The organism is Flavobacterium sp. LB2P53, from assembly GCF_003970305.1.
Classification (GTDB): domain Bacteria; phylum Bacteroidota; class Bacteroidia; order Flavobacteriales; family Flavobacteriaceae; genus Flavobacterium.
The window spans coordinates 386,183-405,973 of sequence record NZ_RYDG01000001.1 but is presented as its reverse complement, the minus strand read 5'-3'; the positions used below and the strand labels follow the sequence as shown (position 1 = coordinate 405,973).

11 protein-coding genes are annotated in these 19,791 nt (G+C 36.1%); all 11 read left to right on the top strand.

The genetic code is table 11. From position 1 onward, the window contains the following. The first annotated feature begins 1 nt into the window (after nt 1). The 11 genes from EKL95_RS01875 to sprA all read left to right on the top strand — a co-directional run bounded on the left by EKL95_RS01875 (nt 2) and on the right by sprA (nt 19,753). Nucleotides 2-1,357: a vanadium-dependent haloperoxidase gene (locus tag EKL95_RS01875; RefSeq protein ID WP_126454194.1), complete on the top strand. Its 1,356-nt coding sequence runs from the start codon at nt 2-4 to the stop codon at nt 1,355-1,357. Further along, entirely contained in the window at nt 1,357-2,274 is a 918-nt protein-coding gene (locus tag EKL95_RS01870; protein WP_126563411.1) for a GyrI-like domain-containing protein, read from the top strand. The genes EKL95_RS01875 and EKL95_RS01870 overlap by 1 nt, the downstream gene beginning before the upstream one ends. A 133-nt stretch (nt 2,275-2,407) precedes the next feature. Further along, nucleotides 2,408-3,709: an MFS transporter gene (locus EKL95_RS01865; protein WP_126563410.1), complete on the top strand. Its 1,302-nt coding sequence runs from the start codon at nt 2,408-2,410 to the stop codon at nt 3,707-3,709. Then, entirely contained in the window at nt 3,693-4,889 is a 1,197-nt protein-coding gene (locus EKL95_RS01860) for a glycoside hydrolase 100 family protein (protein WP_231507383.1), read from the top strand. Before EKL95_RS01865 ends, EKL95_RS01860 begins: the two co-directional genes overlap by 17 nt. Next, nucleotides 4,890-5,828 carry a carbohydrate kinase family protein gene (locus EKL95_RS01855; protein WP_126458466.1) on the top strand — a complete coding sequence of 313 codons (939 nt, stop codon included), beginning with the start codon at nt 4,890-4,892 and terminating at the stop codon, nt 5,826-5,828. Between the two features lie 39 nt (nt 5,829-5,867). Next, the gene (locus EKL95_RS01850) at nt 5,868-7,082 is read left to right on the top strand and encodes an MFS transporter (protein ID WP_126458469.1); all 1,215 of its coding nucleotides are present in this window, start codon (nt 5,868-5,870) and stop codon (nt 7,080-7,082) included. Beyond that, entirely contained in the window at nt 7,079-8,944 is a 1,866-nt protein-coding gene (locus EKL95_RS01845; protein ID WP_126563409.1) for a trehalase family glycosidase, read from the top strand. Before EKL95_RS01850 ends, EKL95_RS01845 begins: the two co-directional genes overlap by 4 nt. Nucleotides 8,945-9,016: 72 nt before the next feature. After that, a complete protein-coding gene (locus EKL95_RS01840; RefSeq protein WP_126458474.1) occupies nt 9,017-9,442 on the top strand; it encodes a CBS domain-containing protein in 426 nt (141 codons plus the stop codon). Between the two features lie 158 nt (nt 9,443-9,600). Next, nucleotides 9,601-11,877 carry an NADP-dependent malic enzyme gene (locus EKL95_RS01835; protein ID WP_126554769.1) on the top strand — a complete coding sequence of 759 codons (2,277 nt, stop codon included), beginning with the start codon at nt 9,601-9,603 and terminating at the stop codon, nt 11,875-11,877. A gap of 101 nt (nt 11,878-11,978) precedes the next feature. After that, complete coding sequence (ruvA, locus tag EKL95_RS01830) at nt 11,979-12,560, top strand: Holliday junction branch migration protein RuvA (protein WP_126458479.1); 582 nt, start codon at nt 11,979-11,981, stop codon at nt 12,558-12,560. A 26-nt stretch (nt 12,561-12,586) separates the two neighbouring features. Then, nucleotides 12,587-19,753: a cell surface protein SprA gene (sprA, locus tag EKL95_RS01825; protein WP_126563408.1), complete on the top strand. Its 7,167-nt coding sequence runs from the start codon at nt 12,587-12,589 to the stop codon at nt 19,751-19,753. Nucleotides 19,754-19,791: the final 38 nt, after the last annotated feature.

The following is a 19,791-nucleotide window of genomic DNA, read 5'->3' as shown; positions in this document are numbered from 1 at the left end:
AATGAACTCTAAAATTTATCTTTTAGGACTTATAATGCTCTTTTTGACCTCTTGTGGCAAAGAGATGCCAATTAAAGTATCATCAGCTGATTTTTGTGCTGCAGTTGATACAGTAACAGGAATTATGGTTCATGACATATTTTCGCCGCCAGTAGCGAGTAGAATTTATGTTTATCCCAATGTTGCCGCTTACGAGATTATGGCACAAAACAGCACGAAATACGAAAGTTTACAAGGGCAGTTAAAAGGTCTGGATTCTATTCCTAAACTAGATCCTAAAAGTGGAGTGAATAAAAATTTGGCGGCGCTTATTGCCCATATTGAAGTGAGTAAAGAATTGATTTTTTCTGAGGAAGCTATAGAAAAATATAGAGATAGTTTGTATGAAAAATGGAGCGCTGAAAATCAAAAAGAATTTGATGTTTCCAAAGCGTACGCTTTAAGAGTGGTAGACAGAATAAAAATGTGGATGGGGAAAGATAATTATAAACAAACGCGTACTTTTTCTAAGTTTTCAGTGTATGCAGATCAACCCGGTCGATGGCAGCCAACGCCACCCTCTTATATGGATGGTGTGGAGCCGCATTGGGGCGAAATAAGAACTTTAGTTATGGATTCAGCCTCTCAATTTAAAGCCATCCCACCTTATCCTTATTCTACGGATAAAAATTCTGCTTTTTATAAAGAGGCAAAAGAAACCTATGATGTCGGAAATTTAATTTCTGAAAAATTAATTGAAGTCGAAAAAAATCCAAGCAAACCAATTCCTGAGGAATCGGCTATAGCTTCCTTTTGGGATTGTAATCCCTATGCTACAGTCATACAGGGACACATGATGTTTGCAAAGAAGAAAAATACACCGGATGCACATTGGATTAATATCACTAAAATAGCCTTAAAAAAATCGAAATCAGATTTTGAAACTACTGTTTTTGCTTACACTATAACATCTATCGGAATTTTTGAGAGCTTCATTAGTTGTTGGGATGAAAAGTATAGGAGTAATGTTGTGCGTCCTGAAACGTATATCAATCAAAACATAGATGAAAACTGGAGACCACAATTACAAACACCTCCTTTTCCGGAATATGTAAGTGGACACTCTGTGGTTTCGTCGTGTTCGGCAATTATTCTAACCTCGATTTTTGGAGATAATTTTAGTTATATCGATGACTCAGAAGTTTCTTTTGGGTTGCCTAAAAGACCTTTTAAATCATTCAAGCAAGCTGCGGCAGAAGCTTCAATAAGTAGGTTGTATGGAGGAATTCATTACAGAGCCGCTATTGAGAATGGTGTTGTACAAGGCAATAATATAGGACATTACATTAATAATACATTAAAAATGAGTAAAAAATAATGACAGTTAGAAAAAAAAGTATAGTAGTATTAAGCGTTGTGTTGTCCTTGTTTTTAGTTTGGTATTTTTTTCTAAAGCAGGCCGATTATTGTATTTCTTTTAAAGTAAAAGCTGCTACAGGAACCGTATTTCAAGGGATTCAGGAATGGTCGATCCTTCAATTGGAAAATGAAAAAGAAAATTACACTATTCTCGAAAAAAGAAATTTTGATTTTATCAAACAAGAAATGAAAAAAGGAGCTGCCCAAATGGAATATACTTGGGATATTAAGTTTGTAAACGATTCAGTTACAAAAGTAAGTGTTGGAATACACGATTTGAATCATAGTTGGTACAATAAAATAACCGTTCCTTTTTTTAATACGAGTTTCAAAGAGGATCAAATCAAGAAAATAACGAATTTTAAAAATGGTTTAACAGAACATCTAAAAAATTTCAAGGTCAGAATTGACGGGGAAGGTTCCTCCGAAGAAACATTTGTGGCCTATATTAGTTTAAAAAGTGTTTTACAGGAAAAAGCACAAAATATGATTGCGAATGACGCTGTAATTACCGGATTTTTATTTCAAAACAAAATAGAAATAGTTGGAAAGCCGTATGTAGAAATTACAAAATGGGATTTGGATAAAGAAATAATCGATTTTAATTATTGTTTTCCAATTAATAAAAAGACAAAAGTCATTGAAAATGAAGTGGTTAAATTTAAAACCTTACCTGCACGCAAAGGATTAAAAGCGACTTACTATGGTAATTTCAGAACTTCAGACAGAGGTTGGTTTGCCTTGATTGATTATGCAAAAAATCACAACCTTAAATTAGAAAATACCGTTTTGGAACATTACATGGACAATCCTTTTAATGGGGGTGTAGAATCAGAATGGGAAACAAAAATCATCATTCCTTTTGCTTCAAAATAAAGGTTGATTGTCGTTGATTTAAAATAATCGAAAACGTTTTCGGGTCTTCCGAAAACGTTTTTGTTTTTAATCTGTTTTTAATTGGCAATATTAAAATTATTTTTAGATAAAATTAACAAATCAACCAACCAAAATGAGCTTTAAAGTAAAATTAAAATTTTGGCAGATAATCAATATGAATGTTGGTTTTTTCGGCATACAATACAGTTTTGGCTTGCAACAAAGTGCCGTAAATCCTATTTATGATTTTTTACATGCAAGTCCGGATCAAATTCCTATTTTAAATCTTGCCGGACCCTTAACGGGCTTATTGATTCAACCCATTATTGGCGCGATGAGTGATAAAACGTGGCATCCAAGGTGGGGAAGGCGCAAACCGTACTTTTTTATCGGAGCCATAATTTGTAGTATCGCCTTATTTCTATTCCCATTTAGCAGTTCCTTATGGATGGCTGCAGGTTTGCTTTGGATTCTGGATGTTGGTAACAATACTGCTATGGAACCGTATCGGGCTTTTATTGCGGATACGCTGGATGAAGAACAACAACCAACAGGTTTCCAGGCGCAAAGTTTTTTTACTGGTTTCGGACAGTTTCTGGCTTATATTTCCCTTTTTCTGTTTCCAATTATTTTTGTAGGATATACAGGATCGCTACCAACGTGGATTTATGCCTCCTTTTTTTTAGGAGCAATTCTTTCAGTAACTTCCATTTGGTGGAGTATGGGTAAAACTACAGAAATCCCGCCAACAGCAGAAGAATTAGCTATCTTAAAAGCAGAACCTCTAAATATTTTTTCGCCTTTTATCGATATTTATAAAGCAGTTTTAGAAATGCCAACGGTCATGTGGCAACTGTTTCTGGTGTATTTGTTTCAATGGTATGCCATGATGTGCTATTGGCAAAATAATTCGAAAAGTATTGCTTTGTCCGTGTGGAATGTAACTCCGATGAATACAATGGGCTATGAAAAAGCGGTAGAATGGAACGGATTAATTGGTGCTTTTGGATTTATAGTTACTTTTTCAATTGCCTTTTATTTGGCAATATTAGCTAAAAAATACGGTGCAAAAATGATTCATTTTGTCTGTCTTTTATTTGGAGCCGTTTCTTTTTTATGGTTTCCAATGGTGCAAAATCAATACATATTTTTTGCAGTAATTATTGGTTACGGAATTGCTTGGGCCAGTATGATGGGAATACCATATTTGATGGTCGTTGCTGTTATTCCAAAAGAGCGCTATGGAGTGTACATGGGTATTATTAATATGATGATTGTTATTCCAATGATTATCCAAAATCTCTCTTTTGGTTATATTTTAAAGAATTTCTTAGATAATGATGCTCGCCAAGCCATTACTTTTGCTGGGGTTCTGATGCTAATCGGTGCTTTTTGTACTCTTTTGATTAAAAGTAAAAATGTTTCAAGACAATAATATGAACAGTGATTTGAATTATACAAAAGCAATGGAGTTGCTTGAGAAAGTGTCTTCTTCTGAAGGATTTCTAGCCAGTGCTCAAAATATTTCCAACTATAAAAGAGTCTGGGCCCGAGATGGAGTGATTTGTGGATTGGCGGCTTTGGCCTCTGGAGATAAAAAATTGATCGAAACATTCCGTAACACATTAGAAACATTAGCTAGTAATCAACATCAAAATGGCACTATTCCGTCTAACGTGATGACAATTGGCGAGCAAGTTGAGGTTAGTTATGGCGGATTGGCAGGAAGAGTCGACGCCGTGACTTGGTTTGTAATTGGGATCTGCCAATATGCGTATTATACAAAGGACATTACTTTTGTAGCAAAATACGATACTGAAATTGAAAAGTGTTTTGCGCTCCTGGAATCCTGGGAATTTAACAATAAAGGCCTTTTGTATGTGCCATTATCAGGAAATTGGGCGGATGAATATATTACGGACGGCTATGTTTTGTACGATCAATTACTCCGAATTTGGGCCTTAAAAAGTTACAATCATTTTGCACATGACGAGGATATTACCGTAAAGATTGAAACAATAACAGCGCAACTAGAAATTAATTTTACTCCAAATTCAGTTGGTGAAAAATACCACGAACGTGCATATAATGAATTGAACTTCCAAAAATACATGCCGTGTTCTTTTTCACCGGCTGGTTACAAAACACAGTTTGATGCTTTTGCAAATTCGTTGGCTTTGTACTTAAACATTGGTTCCGAAGATTTTCAAAATTCAATTTTAGAATATTCAATTGCACTCAAAAACGAAATGAAATTGCAGTTGTTACCTGCTTTTTGGCCACCAATACAAGAAACTGATTTAGACTGGAATTTGCTTAAAAACAATTGCAAATACGAGTTCAGAAATTACCCTAATGAGTTTCATAACGGTGGAAGTTGGTCCATGGTCAATGGCTTTTATGGTCTGGCTTTGCTTTCGAAAGGAAATAATAAGGAAGCAGAGGCGCTTTTAACGGCTATAAATGAAGCCAACGCTATTGAAAATTTTAGTTTCTACGAAAATTTTAATAGCGAAACCAAAGAGCCAAACGGCGTTCCTTTTTGCGCTTGGAGTGGCGCAGCAACGGTGCTGTTGCACCAAAGTGTACATACAAATTTTAAATTTTTAGTTTAAGTGAAAAAGTCAATAGACATATTATGTGCAGGCGAAGTTTTGATTGATTTTATTGGTCATGAAATGAATACGTCTATAAATAGAACCAAAGATTACCATCGTTTTCTGGGCGGTTCGCCAACAAATTTGGCCGTAAATGCTGCGCGTTTGGGTCTGAAATCAGTATTAGTGGCCACCTGTGGAGAAGATGGTTTAGGCGAATATATTGTTCGAAAGTTAAAAGCAAATCATGTCATTACGTCACAAATTAGAATATCAGAAAGTCATCCGACGTCTGTAATATTTGTTTCAAAATCGACAAGTACGCCGGATTTTATTCCGTACAGAGAAGCAGATTGTCAGATTGAGCAAAGTCAAATACCGAATGATTTACTGGAAAGTGCTAAAATTTTCCATACGACTTGTTTTGCTTTAAGCAAAAATCCAGCTCGGACCACTATTGTGGAAAGTGCCAAACGAGCGAAAGCATTAGGATTACAAACGAGTATTGATATTAATTTTTCGGAGAGAATTTGGCCTGATCGGGAAGAGGCAAGTGAGGTTTTAAAGGATTATTTGTCAACAAATCCTTTGGTAAAATTAAGCGAAGATGACTGTTACCGTCTTTTTGCGGAAGAAAAAACCGAAAATTTTATTTTTGATTATTTTCATAGCTTGGGCGCTTCAACGATTTGTTTGACAAAAGGGAAAGATGGCGTAGTATTGTCTAATGTTGACTATGGAAGGTTTCATCAAAAAGCATTGCCGGTAGAAGATATTAAAGACACCACAGGAGCAGGAGACGCTTTCTGGACGGGTTTTTTATATGCACAATTGTTGAATAAAAACTTTGAAGAAACAATAACTATTGCACAGAAACTGGCAGTATTGAAACTTCAGAATGTAGGCAGATTGCCAGAAGGAATAGATATTCAGGAATATTTAAATTCCGATTTGTAATGTCTTTGAATAAAAATTAATTGTTATAATAGATAAAACATGAAAAAAAGCACTATAAAATTAGCCATGTATCTCAACTACTTTGTATTTGCAATTCTGCTGAACAGCGTGGGAATTGTGATATTAAAGGCGCAAAAAAATTATGGTGTAGATGAATTTCAAGCCAGTGTTTTGGAAGCATACAAGGATTTGCCCATTGCTATAGTTTCGTTTTTAATCGCTTCGTTTTTACCCAGAATTGGATATAAGAAAGCTATGCTTATTGGTTTGGCTTTGGTTTCAGCAGCTTGCGTCAGTATGTATTATGGAAATTCTTTTGGAACGGCCAAATTGCTTTTTGCTACCGTGGGCGTTTCTTTTGCATTGATAAAAGTATCGGTGTATTCACTTATTGGAACCATAACAACCAATCAACACGAACACAATAGTTTGATGAGTAGCATTGAAGGCGTGTTTATGATAGGAATTGCATTAGCGTATTTCTTGTTTCCGGCTTTTAATTCAGATGCGAATCCAGATGCTTGGTTGAACGTGTATTGGTTATTGGCCGGTATTTCGTTATTGTCTTTTGGTTTTTTATTTTTTATCAAATTCGAAAATAAAATTGAAATTCCGGGCGTTGATCTAGCTGATGACTTCAAACAAATGTTCAAATTATTTGCGAAACTGTTAACCATCGTTTTTGTAATCAGCGCATTCCTATTTGTAATGATTGAGCAGGGAATTATGTCTTGGTTGCCTACTTTCAATAATAAGGTGTTGCATCTTCCGGAGAATATCAGTATCATGATGGCGAGTATTTTGGCTATTTCATTGGCTGTAGGCCGACTTGTTGCTGGGGTAATTACTAAAAGAGTCAATTGGATTTGGGTACTCAGTTTTTGTATTATAGCAGCTATGCTCATTGTGATTTTTGTACTTCCTAAAACAGTTGGATTGAATGTCAAAGAAATCAATTCATTAAGCGATATTCCTTTGATAGGATTTGCATTTCCGTTAGTAGGACTTTTTATTGCACCGATTTATCCGCTTTTAAATTCAGTAGTTTTAAGTGCCTTGCCAAAAAAATTACACAGTTCTATGACTGGTTTAATTGTGGTTTTCTCAGCACTTGGTGGTACTTTGGGCTCTAGAGTTATTGGTTACTTATTTAAAAATGAAGGCCCTGAAAACGCCTTTTATTACACTTTAATTCCAATGTCATTACTGCTTGTTTCTTTCTTTATTTTAAAAAAACTTACCGCTAAACAATGAAATTCATACTCAACATAGACAAAGTATTCCAGGAACTATTACTTCAAGAGGATACAGATCAGGATAAAAAAATTACGAAAGACGACAATGGGCCTAAAAAATTTGTTTTGGTTGACGAAAACACCAAACAGGAAGTGGCTATCATAGGTACATATCATTTGTCCAATTTATTACAGGAATTAGCGCAGCTTAAGGAAGCGAATTCAGTATTGGGTGAAGTCGATTTGAGTCGCATTCAAGAGAATCCAGTTCACCGAATTTCAAGAAAAATCAAGGATGATTATTGGGAGGAACTGACTCGTACCATTGATAAAAAAGGGTTGAAACAAATTATTGAAGATGAAAAAACGTCCAGTGATGTGGCAACACTTTATGTTGCTGCCAAAGACAAAACGGGAGTTGCTTATTTTCAAGAATTAGAAAAAGAATTGCCAAATTTTAAAGTTGAAATTCTGCCTGAGAATTATTCGGTGGAATATGTGGAAACTTTAAATGAAAAACCAGGAATTCTGGCTTTGGCTCTGGAACAAAAATTATACAGTCTGCAAGGTGTGCCTTTTGTGGTTCCTGGTGGAAGATTCAACGAAATGTATGGTTGGGACAGCTATTTTATTGGCGTTGGCTTGTTAATAGATGGTCAATTAGACAAAGCAATCGCAATTGCTGAAAATTTTAAATACCAAATTATACAGTATGGTAAAATTCTGAATGCGAATAGAAGTTATTATTTGACCAGAACACAACCGCCTTTGTATTCTTCTTTGCTAATCGAAATTGCAAAAAAGAAAACGCCAAGTGTAGACTGGTTAAGAAGCCATTTGGAAACGGTCATTTTGGAATACAATACAGTTTGGATGGTGCAAGGAAATCGCTTGACCCCAACAGGTTTAAACAGGTATAAAGCCGATGGAATTGGAATGCCATTTGAAGTAGAACCGGGGCATTTTGATGATGTTTTAGAGCCGTATGCTAAAAAATACAATTTACCTATTCGAGAATTTGAAAAACAATATTTACAGCGAACGCTTGTTGATGACGAACTGGACATTTATTTTGTTCATGATCGAAGCATGAGAGAAAGCGGGCATGATACAACAAACCGCCTGATAAATACGTGTACTAATTTGAATTCAGTAGATGTCAATAGTTTTCTTTACAAATATGAAAAAGATGTCGCTTACTTGATAAAAGAATATTTTAGTAATGCTTTTCAAAGTGGCGAGATCCTTTACACTTCAGAAGAATGGGAGCAAAAAGCACTTTCCCGTAAAGATAAAATGAATGAATTGTGCTGGAACGAGGACGCAGGTATGTATTTTGATTATGATTTTGTGAGCCATAAGCAGTTCCCGTTTGAAGCGGCGACAACATTTTTTCCTTTGTGGGCTGGGTTATGTGATGATAATCAGGCCAAAAAATTAGTGGAAATTGCTTTGCCGCAATTTGTGAAAACAGGTGGAATTACAGGAAGCACTAAGGCTAGTATTGCTAATGCTTCAAAAGAGGTGCCGCAACGACAATGGGATTATCCTTTTGGTTGGGCACCGCACCAAATGTTGCTGTGGGAAGGATTGATTAACTATAATTATCTAGATAAAGCACAAGAAATGGTGTACCGATGGTTGTGGTTAATTACTAGAAATGCAGTGGATTATAATGGAACAATCCCGGAAAAATTTGATTTGGAAATCAGTTCCCATAAAGTTTTTGCCGAATATGGTAATGTAGGGACTGAATTTGATTACATCGCAAAGGAAGGTTTCGGCTGGGTGAATGCGTCCTATCAATATGGATTACAAATTTTGAATGAAGAATTAAAAGCTAAATTAGGAGCGTTGGTTTCTCCTGATGCTATATTTTAGAGCTTAAAAAAAAGTTTTTGTTGTTTGAATGCATATTTTTTTTAACTTTATGATTCACTAAATGAATCAATTATGACAGTTAATCAAATTTTAAGTACTAAAGGGAAGGAAGTGTATTCCATACTTTCCACTAACACTGTTTACGAAGCATTGTCAGTGATGAGTGAAAAAAACATCGGAGCAATTCTTATTATTGAAGATACAATTTTGAAAGGTGTGCTGTCTGAAAGAGATTATGCTCGGAAAATTGTTCTGAAAGCAAAATCTTCAAAAAAAGCCTTTGTTTATGAAATCATGGAGACGGATGTGGTTACAGTAAGTCCATCGGATAATTTGGAGTACTGCATGGAGTTGATGAGTGCCAAAAGAGTGCGTCACCTGCCCGTTTTGGAAAATGAAATTGTAATTGGAATTATCTCAATAAGTGATGTGGTAAAGGCTATAATCGAGATCCAAAAAGAGACTATTCAACATTTAAACTCCTACATTACCCAATAAAAAAGATTCAAAAAAATAATAATTATTTAAAGCTGCATTACGTGTAGCTTTTTTTTTGGAATCAAATCAGACCTTTTTATGCAAAAGAATGGGAGAAAAGTCCTCTCTTTTTAAATCTAGACCCCTATCTTTACGCGCTAGAATAAAATCTAAAAACAATGGAAAAGAATAGTAAAAGAAGAGAAGCATTATTATACCACGCAAAGCCGACTCCTGGTAAAATTCAAGTAGTTCCCACCAAGAAATATGCAACACAAAGAGATTTATCTTTGGCCTATTCTCCTGGTGTAGCTGAGCCGTGTTTAGAAATTGCTAAAGACGTAAACAATGTTTATAAATATACTGCAAAAGGAAATTTAGTTGCAGTGATTACTAATGGAACTGCAGTTTTAGGATTGGGAGACATTGGTCCGGAAGCGTCAAAACCAGTAATGGAAGGAAAAGGGTTGTTGTTTAAAATTTTCGCCAATATCGACGTATTTGATATTGAAATTGGGACAAAAGATATAGAAGAATTCATCCAGACGGTAAAGAACATAGCGCCAACTTTTGGGGGCATTAATCTGGAAGATATCAAAGCACCGGAATCTTTCGAAATAGAAAGACGGCTTGTAGAAGAGCTTAATATACCCGTGATGCACGATGATCAGCATGGTACAGCCATCATTTCTTCGGCAGCATTGCTAAATGCCCTTGAGCTGGCCGGCAAAAATGTAGAAGATGTAAAATTGGTAGTTTCAGGAGCAGGTTCAGCCGCTCTTGCTTGTGCAAATTTATATATTTTACTGGGTGTAAAACTAGAAAATATCCTAATGTATAACAGCAAAGGATTGTTGACCAAAGACAATCCGAAATTGTCTGATTTACAATTAAAATATGCCAAAGACATTTTACCTATCAGTCTTGAAGAAGCTTTAGTTGGTGCTGATGTCTTTTTAGGGTTATCATCAGGAGATATTATGACCCCTAAAATGTTACAGGGAATGGCTGTAAATCCTATCGTTTTCGCTATGGCAAATCCAGATCCGGAGATTGATTATAATTTAGCCATTGCAACTCGAAAAGATGTGATTATGGCTACTGGAAGGTCTGATTATCCTAATCAAGTGAATAATGTTCTTGGATTCCCTTATATTTTTAGGGGTGCCTTAGACGTGCGTGCGACCAAAATAAATGAAGCCATGAAAATGGCTGCAGTCAAAGCGCTGGCAGCTTTAGCGAAAGAGTCCGTTCCTGAACAAGTGAATATCGCTTACGGGGCTAAAAAGTTAACATTTGGACGGGATTATATTATACCTTCTCCTTTTGACCCAAGATTGATTATAGTTGTTGCTCCGGCGGTAGCTAAAGCAGCAATGGATTCTGGGGTTGCATTGAATCCTATAACGGATTGGGTCAAGTATGAAGAGGAACTTTTAGAGCGTTTAGGGAATGATAATAAAATGGTTCGATTGATTACCAATAGAGCTAAAATGGATCCTAAAAAAATCGTTTTTGCCGAAGCAGATCACTTAGATGTTTTGAAAGCAGCCCAGATAGTATTGGAAGAAGGAATAGGTTTTCCAGTTTTATTGGGGAATAAAGAAATTATTTTAGAATTGAAAGCAGAAATTGGCTTTGATGCCGATGTTGAAATTATTGATCCGAAAATCACTGAAGAAGAAGGTCGAAGAAATAAGTTTGCCACGACATACTGGACCTCCAGACAAAGACGAGGAATCTCATTATTAGATGCTCAGAAGCTGATGCGCGAAAGAAATTATTTTGCGGCTATGATGGTCAATGAAGGCGAAGCTGATGCATTGGTAACAGGATATTCCAGAAGCTATCCTACGGTGGTAAAACCTATTTTACAGCTTATCGAGAAAGCACCTGGGGCTTCGCTGGTGGCTACAACTAATATGATGATGACGGCTCGTGGACCAATGTTTTTATCTGATACGGCTATAAATATTAATCCATCAGCAGATGATTTGGCAAAAATTGCAGTTATGACAGCTAAAACCGCCAGAATGTTTGGAGTAGAGCCAGTCATTGCCATGATTTCCTATTCTAATTTTGGATCTTCCTCAAATGAAAGTGCCACTAAAGTAAGACAAGCGGTTGCTTATTTGCATGAAAATCATCCGGAAATGATTATTGATGGAGAACTTCAGGCTGATTTTGCCCTTAATCCAGAAATGCTGAAAGAGAAATTTCCGTTTTCTAAATTGGCAGGCAAAAAAGTAAACACCCTTATTTTTCCCAATTTGGAATCGGCTAATATCACCTATAAACTGTTGAAAGAACTAAATAAAGTAGATTCTATTGGGCCAATCATGTTAGGGATGGGAAAACCTGTTCACATATTTCAATTGGGAGCCAGTGTTGAGGAGATGGTAAACATGGCAGCTATTGCTGTGATTGATGCTCAGGAAAAACAAAAGAAAAAATAAATTAAATTCAGAAAAGCGTCAAGAAGCTAACAAAGTTAAATTAATGAATTTACTAAAATAGTATGCTAATTTTGTTATATTTGTTAACATATTGTTAATTCATGATAGCACACTTACAAGGGAAACTAGTTGAGAAATCACCCACTCACATAATTATTGATTGTGGTGGCGTAGGTTACCACGTAAATATTTCCTTACATACCTATTCGTTACTTCCTAGTACAGATTTTATAAAAGTGTATACGTATCTTCAGATAAAAGAAGATGCGCATACACTTTTTGGTTTTATGGAAAAGTCAGAAAGAGAAATATTCAAAATGTTATTGTCCGTTTCAGGAATAGGAGCGAGCATAGCAAGAACAATGCTTTCCTCGCTAGATCCTAAACAAATCATACAAGCAATTGCGACTGCGGATGTAATTACTGTTCAGTCTATAAAAGGAATTGGAAGTAAAACAGCACAAAGAGTCATACTGGATCTAAAAGAGAAAGTATTAAAATTATACGACTTAGATGAAGTTTCTATGTCACAGAACAATACAAATCGAGATGAAGCGTTATCAGCTTTGGAAGTTTTAGGTTTTGTACGAAAAACTTCGGAAAAAATTATAGAAAAAATTGTTAAAGAAGATCCGGACGCCACAGTGGAAACAATCATCAAAAAAGCATTGAAAAATCTATAAAAAGGGATTCAAGAAACACGAGTTGTATGCATAAAATTTGTATTTTTTCACTTGTTTTATTTTGTGGTTTTATGTCAAATGCACAAGTAACTCAGGCAGTTCAGGATACCGTAAAAACCGGATTTTCTATAGGGAAGGTACAGTTAAAAAATCCTCAAAGTGTCCTTTCGGCATATACCTATGATCCTGTAACTGACAGGTACATCTATACAAATTCCGTGGATGGTTTTTCTATTAATTACCCTATTATTTTAACACCAAAAGAGTATGAAAATCTTGTTTTGAAGGAATCCATGCGGGATTATTTCAAGAAAAAAGTAGACGCTATTGATGGAAAAAAGGAAGGAAGTGAAATTGCTAAAAGAGATTTATTACCTCGATATTACGTAAAATCAGGGCTTTTTGAATCTATTTTTGGTAGCAATACCATTGATGTAAAACCTACCGGATCTGTTGAAATGGATTTAGGAATGCGGTATACCAAACAAGACAATCCCTCATTTTCCCCGAGAAACAGGACTACTACTTCATTTGATTTTGATCAAAGAATTAGCATGAGTTTGATGGGAAAGGTAGGGACTCGGCTCAATGTAAATGTAAATTATGATACGCAGTCAACATTTGCTTTTCAAAACCTGATCAAGCTGGAATATGCACCATCAGAGGACGATATTATTCAAAAAATAGAAGTGGGTAATGTCAGCATGCCATTGAATAGTTCCTTGATCCGTGGAGCACAAAGTCTATTTGGTGTAAAAACACAATTACAGTTTGGGAAAACAACAGTCACCGGTGTTTTTTCGGAACAAAAATCGCAGACTAAAAGTTTAATCGCTCAAGGTGGAGGCACAATTGAAGATTTTGAGATGTTTGCCTTAGATTATGATAGTGACAGGCATTTTTTCTTATCCCAATATTTCAGAAACAGGTATGATAAATCCCTGGCAAATTATCCTTTTATTGACAGTAGAGTTCAGATCTCCCGAATCGAAATTTGGGTAACCAATAAGCAAAACCGTGTCACGACCACGAATAATAACCTTAGAAATATTATTGCACTTCAGGATTTAGGGGAAGGACAATTATCGGGTTTGGCAGACAACGAAGTAGTTGTTTTAGATCCATCAACAGGTATTTTTAATAATCCCTTAGATTCTCCTGCTGACAATTCAAATAATGATTATGATCCTGCACAAATTACTACAGGAGGAGGTTTGCTGAATCCCAATATACGTGAAATTGTAACGGCAAACTCCGGTTTTAATGTGACAGTAAGTGAAGCACAGGATTATTCTAAACTAGAAAATGCTCGAAAACTGAATCCAAATGAATATACTTTTAATTCACAATTAGGATATATTTCATTGCAACAACGACTGGCAAATGATGAGGTTCTGGCAGTGGCGTATCAATATACCATAGGCGATCAGGTCTATCAAGTGGGGGAATTTGGTAATGATGGAGTAGATGCAACGGTGGTTACGGGGAATGGTTCCTCAAATCAAGCGGTTATCTCGCAAAGTTTGATATTGAAAATGCTGAAAAGTAATTTGACTAACGTTAGAAACCCTATTTGGAACCTGATGATGAAAAACATCTATCAGATTCAAGGAGGCTATCAATTGAAACAAGAAGATTTCAGATTTAATATTCTCTACACGGATCCTTCGCCTCTAAACTATATTACGGAAGTACCTGGAAGTCCTTTTCCGGATGCTAACAATAAAAATGAAATTCCCTCAAAAGATTATACTATTACCAGCACACCATTGTTGAAAGTTTTTAATTTAGACAAATTAAATTTCAATAATGATCCGCAAGCCGGAGGTGATGGTTTTTTTGACTTTATGCCAGGGCTGACTATAGATGCTCAGAACGGAAGAATTATTTTTACCACAAAAGAACCGTTTGGAGAATTATTGTTTTCTAAATTAGCAAACCCCGCTTTAATAGAAAATTATAACAATGTAAGTTCTTATAATGAGAATCAGAAAAAATATGTGTTCCGCAATATGTACCGCAACACCCAATCAGGGGCTTTGCAGGATAGTGAGAAAAATAAGTTCTTATTAAGAGGGAAATACAAATCTACAGGTGGTGATGGAATACCAATTGGCGCTTTTAATGTTCCTAGAGGTTCTGTTGTAGTGACCGCAGCAGGAAGGGTTCTGGTAGAAGGAATTGACTACAGTGTCAATTATCAATTGGGTCGCGTACAGATTTTAGATGCTTCACTTCAGGCCTCTAATACGCCTATTGAGGTGTCATTGGAAAACAACTCTGTTTTTGGCCAGCAAACCAGACGGTTTATGGGTGTAAATGTAGAGCATAAAATTGCTGATAATTTTGTGGTTGGAGCCACTTTTTTGAAAATGAGCGAAAGGCCATTTACTCAAAAATCGAGTTTTGGACAGGAATCGGTCAACAATACTATTTTTGGATTTAATACTAATTTTTCAACCGAAGTGCCATTCTTGACTCGATTGGTAAATAAATTACCCAATCTGGATACGGATGTGCCTTCTAATCTTTCTATACGAGGCGAGGTTGCTTTCTTGAAACCGGATTCGCCTAAAGCAGATCAATTTCAGGGTGAATCTACGATTTATGTAGATGATTTTGAAGGAACTCAATCTACTATTGATATGCGAAGCCCATATTCTTGGAGTCTTGCATCAACCCCAGAAAAAAACACAACTAGTACGTATGATTTTAATGCCAGTGCCAATGACTTAAGTTACGGGTTTAAAAGAGCCAAATTATCATGGTATTCTATAGATCCGATATTTTATACACAAAAACCATCCGGTGTTTCTAATGAAGACCTTTCCTTCAATACCACCAGAAGAATTTTTAGTCAGGAATTGTATCCCCTGACAGATATCGCTCAAGGACAATCACAAGTGATAAACACATTAGATTTAAGTTATTATCCTTTAGAACGGGGGCCATATAACAACAGCCTAAATGTTGGTGCAAATGCCAAAGACAATTTTGGTGGAATCATGCGAGCATTAAATTCGACTAATTTCGAACAAGGAAATGTGGAATACATCCAGTTTTGGATTTTAGATCCGTACGTAGGAAATGGTCAGGCAGCACAAACAAATACGGGTAAAATATACTTCAACTTAGGAGAGATATCAGAGGATGTCCTGAAAGATGGAAGAAAACAATATGAAAACGGATTAGGACCGGATCAGATAGTGGCAAATCCACAGCCAATATGGGGCGATGTCCCGGCTTCTCAATCATTGATTTATGCTTTTGACACAAATGTTGATAATAGAAAAAATCAAGACATTGGTTTAGATGGTTTGTCTAATGCTAATGAAGGATCAGTATATACTAATTTTGCTTCTGAGCTGGATCCAGCGGCAGATGACTATACTTTTTACTTGAATGCATCAGGCGGCATTATTGATCGATACAAAATGTACAACGGTACTGATGGCAACTCAACAGTAGATATCAATGATCCTAACAGAGGGTCTACCACTCTTCCTGATGTCGAGGATATCAATAAGGATAATACGATGAATACCATTAATGCGTATTATGAATACAGCATTACTGTCCAGCCCAATATGGCCGTGGGACAAAATTACATTACGGATATTAGAAATACGCAAGTGACCTTGCCCGATGGTTCAAATACAGAGGCCCGATGGCTGCAGTTTAAAATTCCGGTTTCGCAACCTGAAAACACAATAGGAAATATTTCCGATTTTAGATCTATTCGTTTCATGAGAATGTTTATGACCGGTTTTGAAGATCAAGTAACGGTTCGTTTTGGAGCCTTGGATTTAGTTCGAGGAGAATGGAGACGCTATACCAATACCCTTGATTTTAATGATACTAACATAGACGATGACAATACTAATTTAGATGTTTTAGCCGTAAATGTTCAGGAAAACAACCAAAGATGTCCTGTTAATTACATTACTCCACCGGGCGTAACGCGTGAACAACTGTTTAATAACAACACGGTAATTAATCAAAACGAACAATCATTAGCCTTGCGGGTATCCGGAAACGGACTGGAACCATTAGACTCCAGAGCCGTTTTTAAAAACGTTAGTATTGATATGCGCCAATTCAAGAAATTAAAAATGTTTTTGCATGCAGAATCTTTACCAAACGAAATTGCACTTCAAGAAAATCAAATGGTAGGTTTCATTCGTTTTGGAAATGATTTTACCCAGAATTTTTACCAAATTGAAATTCCTTTAAAAGTCACCACGCCATCATCAGCATCTAATTCTGATTGCTCACCTTTGAGTGCCGAAACAGTTTGGCCCGCAGAGAATGAAATTGATTTGTCACTTGCTTTATTAACGCAATTGAAGATTCTGGCTATGAGTATCGATCCTGCCACACTGCCATTAGATGGGATTTATTATCAAAATGAAGATGAATTGGATTCCTCCCTGGGCAATAAAATAAATAAATTAAGAATAGGAGTTAAGGGGAATCCTAATTTTGGGTTAGTGCGAACCTTAATGGTTGGGGTAAAAAACAATGATGCCCGCAACGATATTAAAGGAGAAGTTTGGTTTAATGAACTTCGCCTGGCCGATATGGATAACAAAGGCGGAATGGCCGCAGTGTTGAATATTGATTCAAATTTAGCTGATTTCGCCACTGTTTCAGCTTCCGGTAGAAAAAGCACTATTGGTTTTGGAGCATTGGAACAAGGCCCAAATGAAAGAAGCAGAGAAGATACGCAACAGTATACTATTGTTGCTAATGTGAATTTAGGAAAATTACTGCCTCCAAAATGGCAGATTAACCTGCCTTTTAATTACGCTATAGGCGAAGAAACAATAACGCCGGAATACGATCCTTTTAATCAAGATATAAAACTAAAACAGTTACTGGATAAAACCACGGATCAAAATCAAAGAGATAATATTGCCAGTAGAGCTATTGATTATACAAAACGCAAAAGTATAAACTTTATCGGGGTTAGAAAAGAACGTGGTCCGGAACAAAAACAGCATGTTTACGACCCGGAAAACTTTACTTTTTCGCAATCTTTTAATGAAGTAGAAAGACATGATTTTGAAATCGAAGATTATGTGGATCAACAGGTAAACTCTTCTGTAGATTATGCGTACACATTTCAGCCTAAATCAGTGGAGCCGTTCAAGAAAACTAAGTTCATGAAAAACAGTAATTATTGGAAGTTACTGAGTGATTTTAATTTTAATTATTTGCCTTCAAATATTTCGTTTAACAGCAATATTATTAGACAATACAACCGTCAGCAATTCAGACAGGTTGAGGTAGAAGGCATAGGACTTGATCCGTTGTATCGCAGAAATTTTGCTTTTAATTACCAATATGGATTTAATTATAATTTGACAAAATCACTGAAATTAAACTATACCGCTTCATCCAGCAATATTGTAAAAAGCTATTTGAACGAGAATAATGAGCCTATTGATACGTTTACAATTTGGGATAGTTATTGGGACATGGGAGATCCAAATCAACACATGCAACAACTGGTTTTGAATTATGAAATTCCAATTAATAAAATTCCGTTGTTCAGTTTTGTAAAAGCAACGTATTCTTATACCGGTGATTACAGCTGGCAGCGTACTTCTAATGCTTTGTCAGAAATACAAATTGAAGGCGCTAATTATAATCTGGGAAATACCGTTCAAAATGCAAATTCCAATAATTTGAATGCAACATTCAATATGGATTTGTTGTATAAATATTTAGGACTTGCCAAAAACAGTACTAAGACAGTACCTAAACCTAGAATGACTGCTCCAAAACCGGGAGAAAAAATAGTAAATAGGAATGCAAACCAAGCTCCAAAAAACAATCCATTTGTAGATGGTTTGATTGGGATGTTGACTAGTGTCAAAAACATTCAGATGACCTATACACACAATAGCGGTACCGTTTTGCCGGGATACACACCAAGCGTGGGGTTTCTGGGTTCTTCAAGACCATCGTTAGGATTTATTTTTGGAAGTCAGGATGATGTTCGCTTTGAAGCAGCAAAAAATGGATGGCTGACCAATTATCCGGATTTCAACCAAAATTTTTCCCGAGTGACAAATAAATTATTTAAAGCTACAGCAAATGTAGATTTACTGCCGGATTTAAAAATTGATTTGACTTTAGACCGGGCCTACTCTGAAAATTTTTCGGAACAATATGACGTTACCGATGGCGTTTATAACGCAAGATCTCCCTACACTGCCGGGATTTTCTCGATATCGACCGTTCTGATAAAAACTTCCTTTTCGGGTAGTGATGAAAATATATCAGCTGCATTTGATGACTTTAGATCAAACAGGCTTACTGTGGCAAATCGACTGGCAACACAGCGCGGCATCGACATTAATAATCCGAGTAACCTGGATCCGGAAGGATTCCCTTTGGGTTATGGAAAAAATAATCAGGCCGTATTGTTACCAGCGTTTTTAGCTGCTTATTCCGGGGGAGATGCTTCCGCTGTTTCGCTGGGAATTTTTAGAAATTTTCCAATCCCAAACTGGGCTGTGAAATATAATGGACTGATGCGTTATGAAGTTTTTAAAAAGAATTTCAAGCGATTCTCCCTGCAGCATAATTACAGAGCTTCATATACGATAAATGCATTCAGATCAAATTTTGAATACGACAAAGCACCAGAAGGAATCGATGCAAGTGGTAATTTTTTTAATCAAACCATCATGTCTAATATCAATTTAGTAGAGCAATTTAATCCGTTGTTGCGAATGGATTTTGAACTGAAAAGTTCCTTGAAAGTATTGGCCGAAATCAAAAAAGACAGAGCGTTATCCATGAGTTTTGATAATAATTTATTGACTGAAGTGAAGGGTATTGAATATGTGGTGGGGCTAGGCTACCGTTTCAAAGATGTTATTTTTTCTTCCAGACTCGCGGATAATCCCACAGGAATAATAAAAAGCGATATTAATTTGAAAGCAGATTTGTCCTATCGGAACAATCAAACCATTGTAAGGTACTTGGATTATAACAACAATCAGCTGGCAGGCGGTCAAAATTTGTGGTCACTTACCGTAAAAGCTGATTATTCCTTTAGTAAAAACCTTACGGCTATTTTCTATTACGATCATTCTTTTTCTAAAGCAGTAATCTCGACTTCTTTTCCACTGACAAATGTTCGTTCCGGGTTTACACTTCGGTATAATTTTGGGAATTAATTTTCTTTAAATCTAAACCAGATTTGAATTGAGATTGC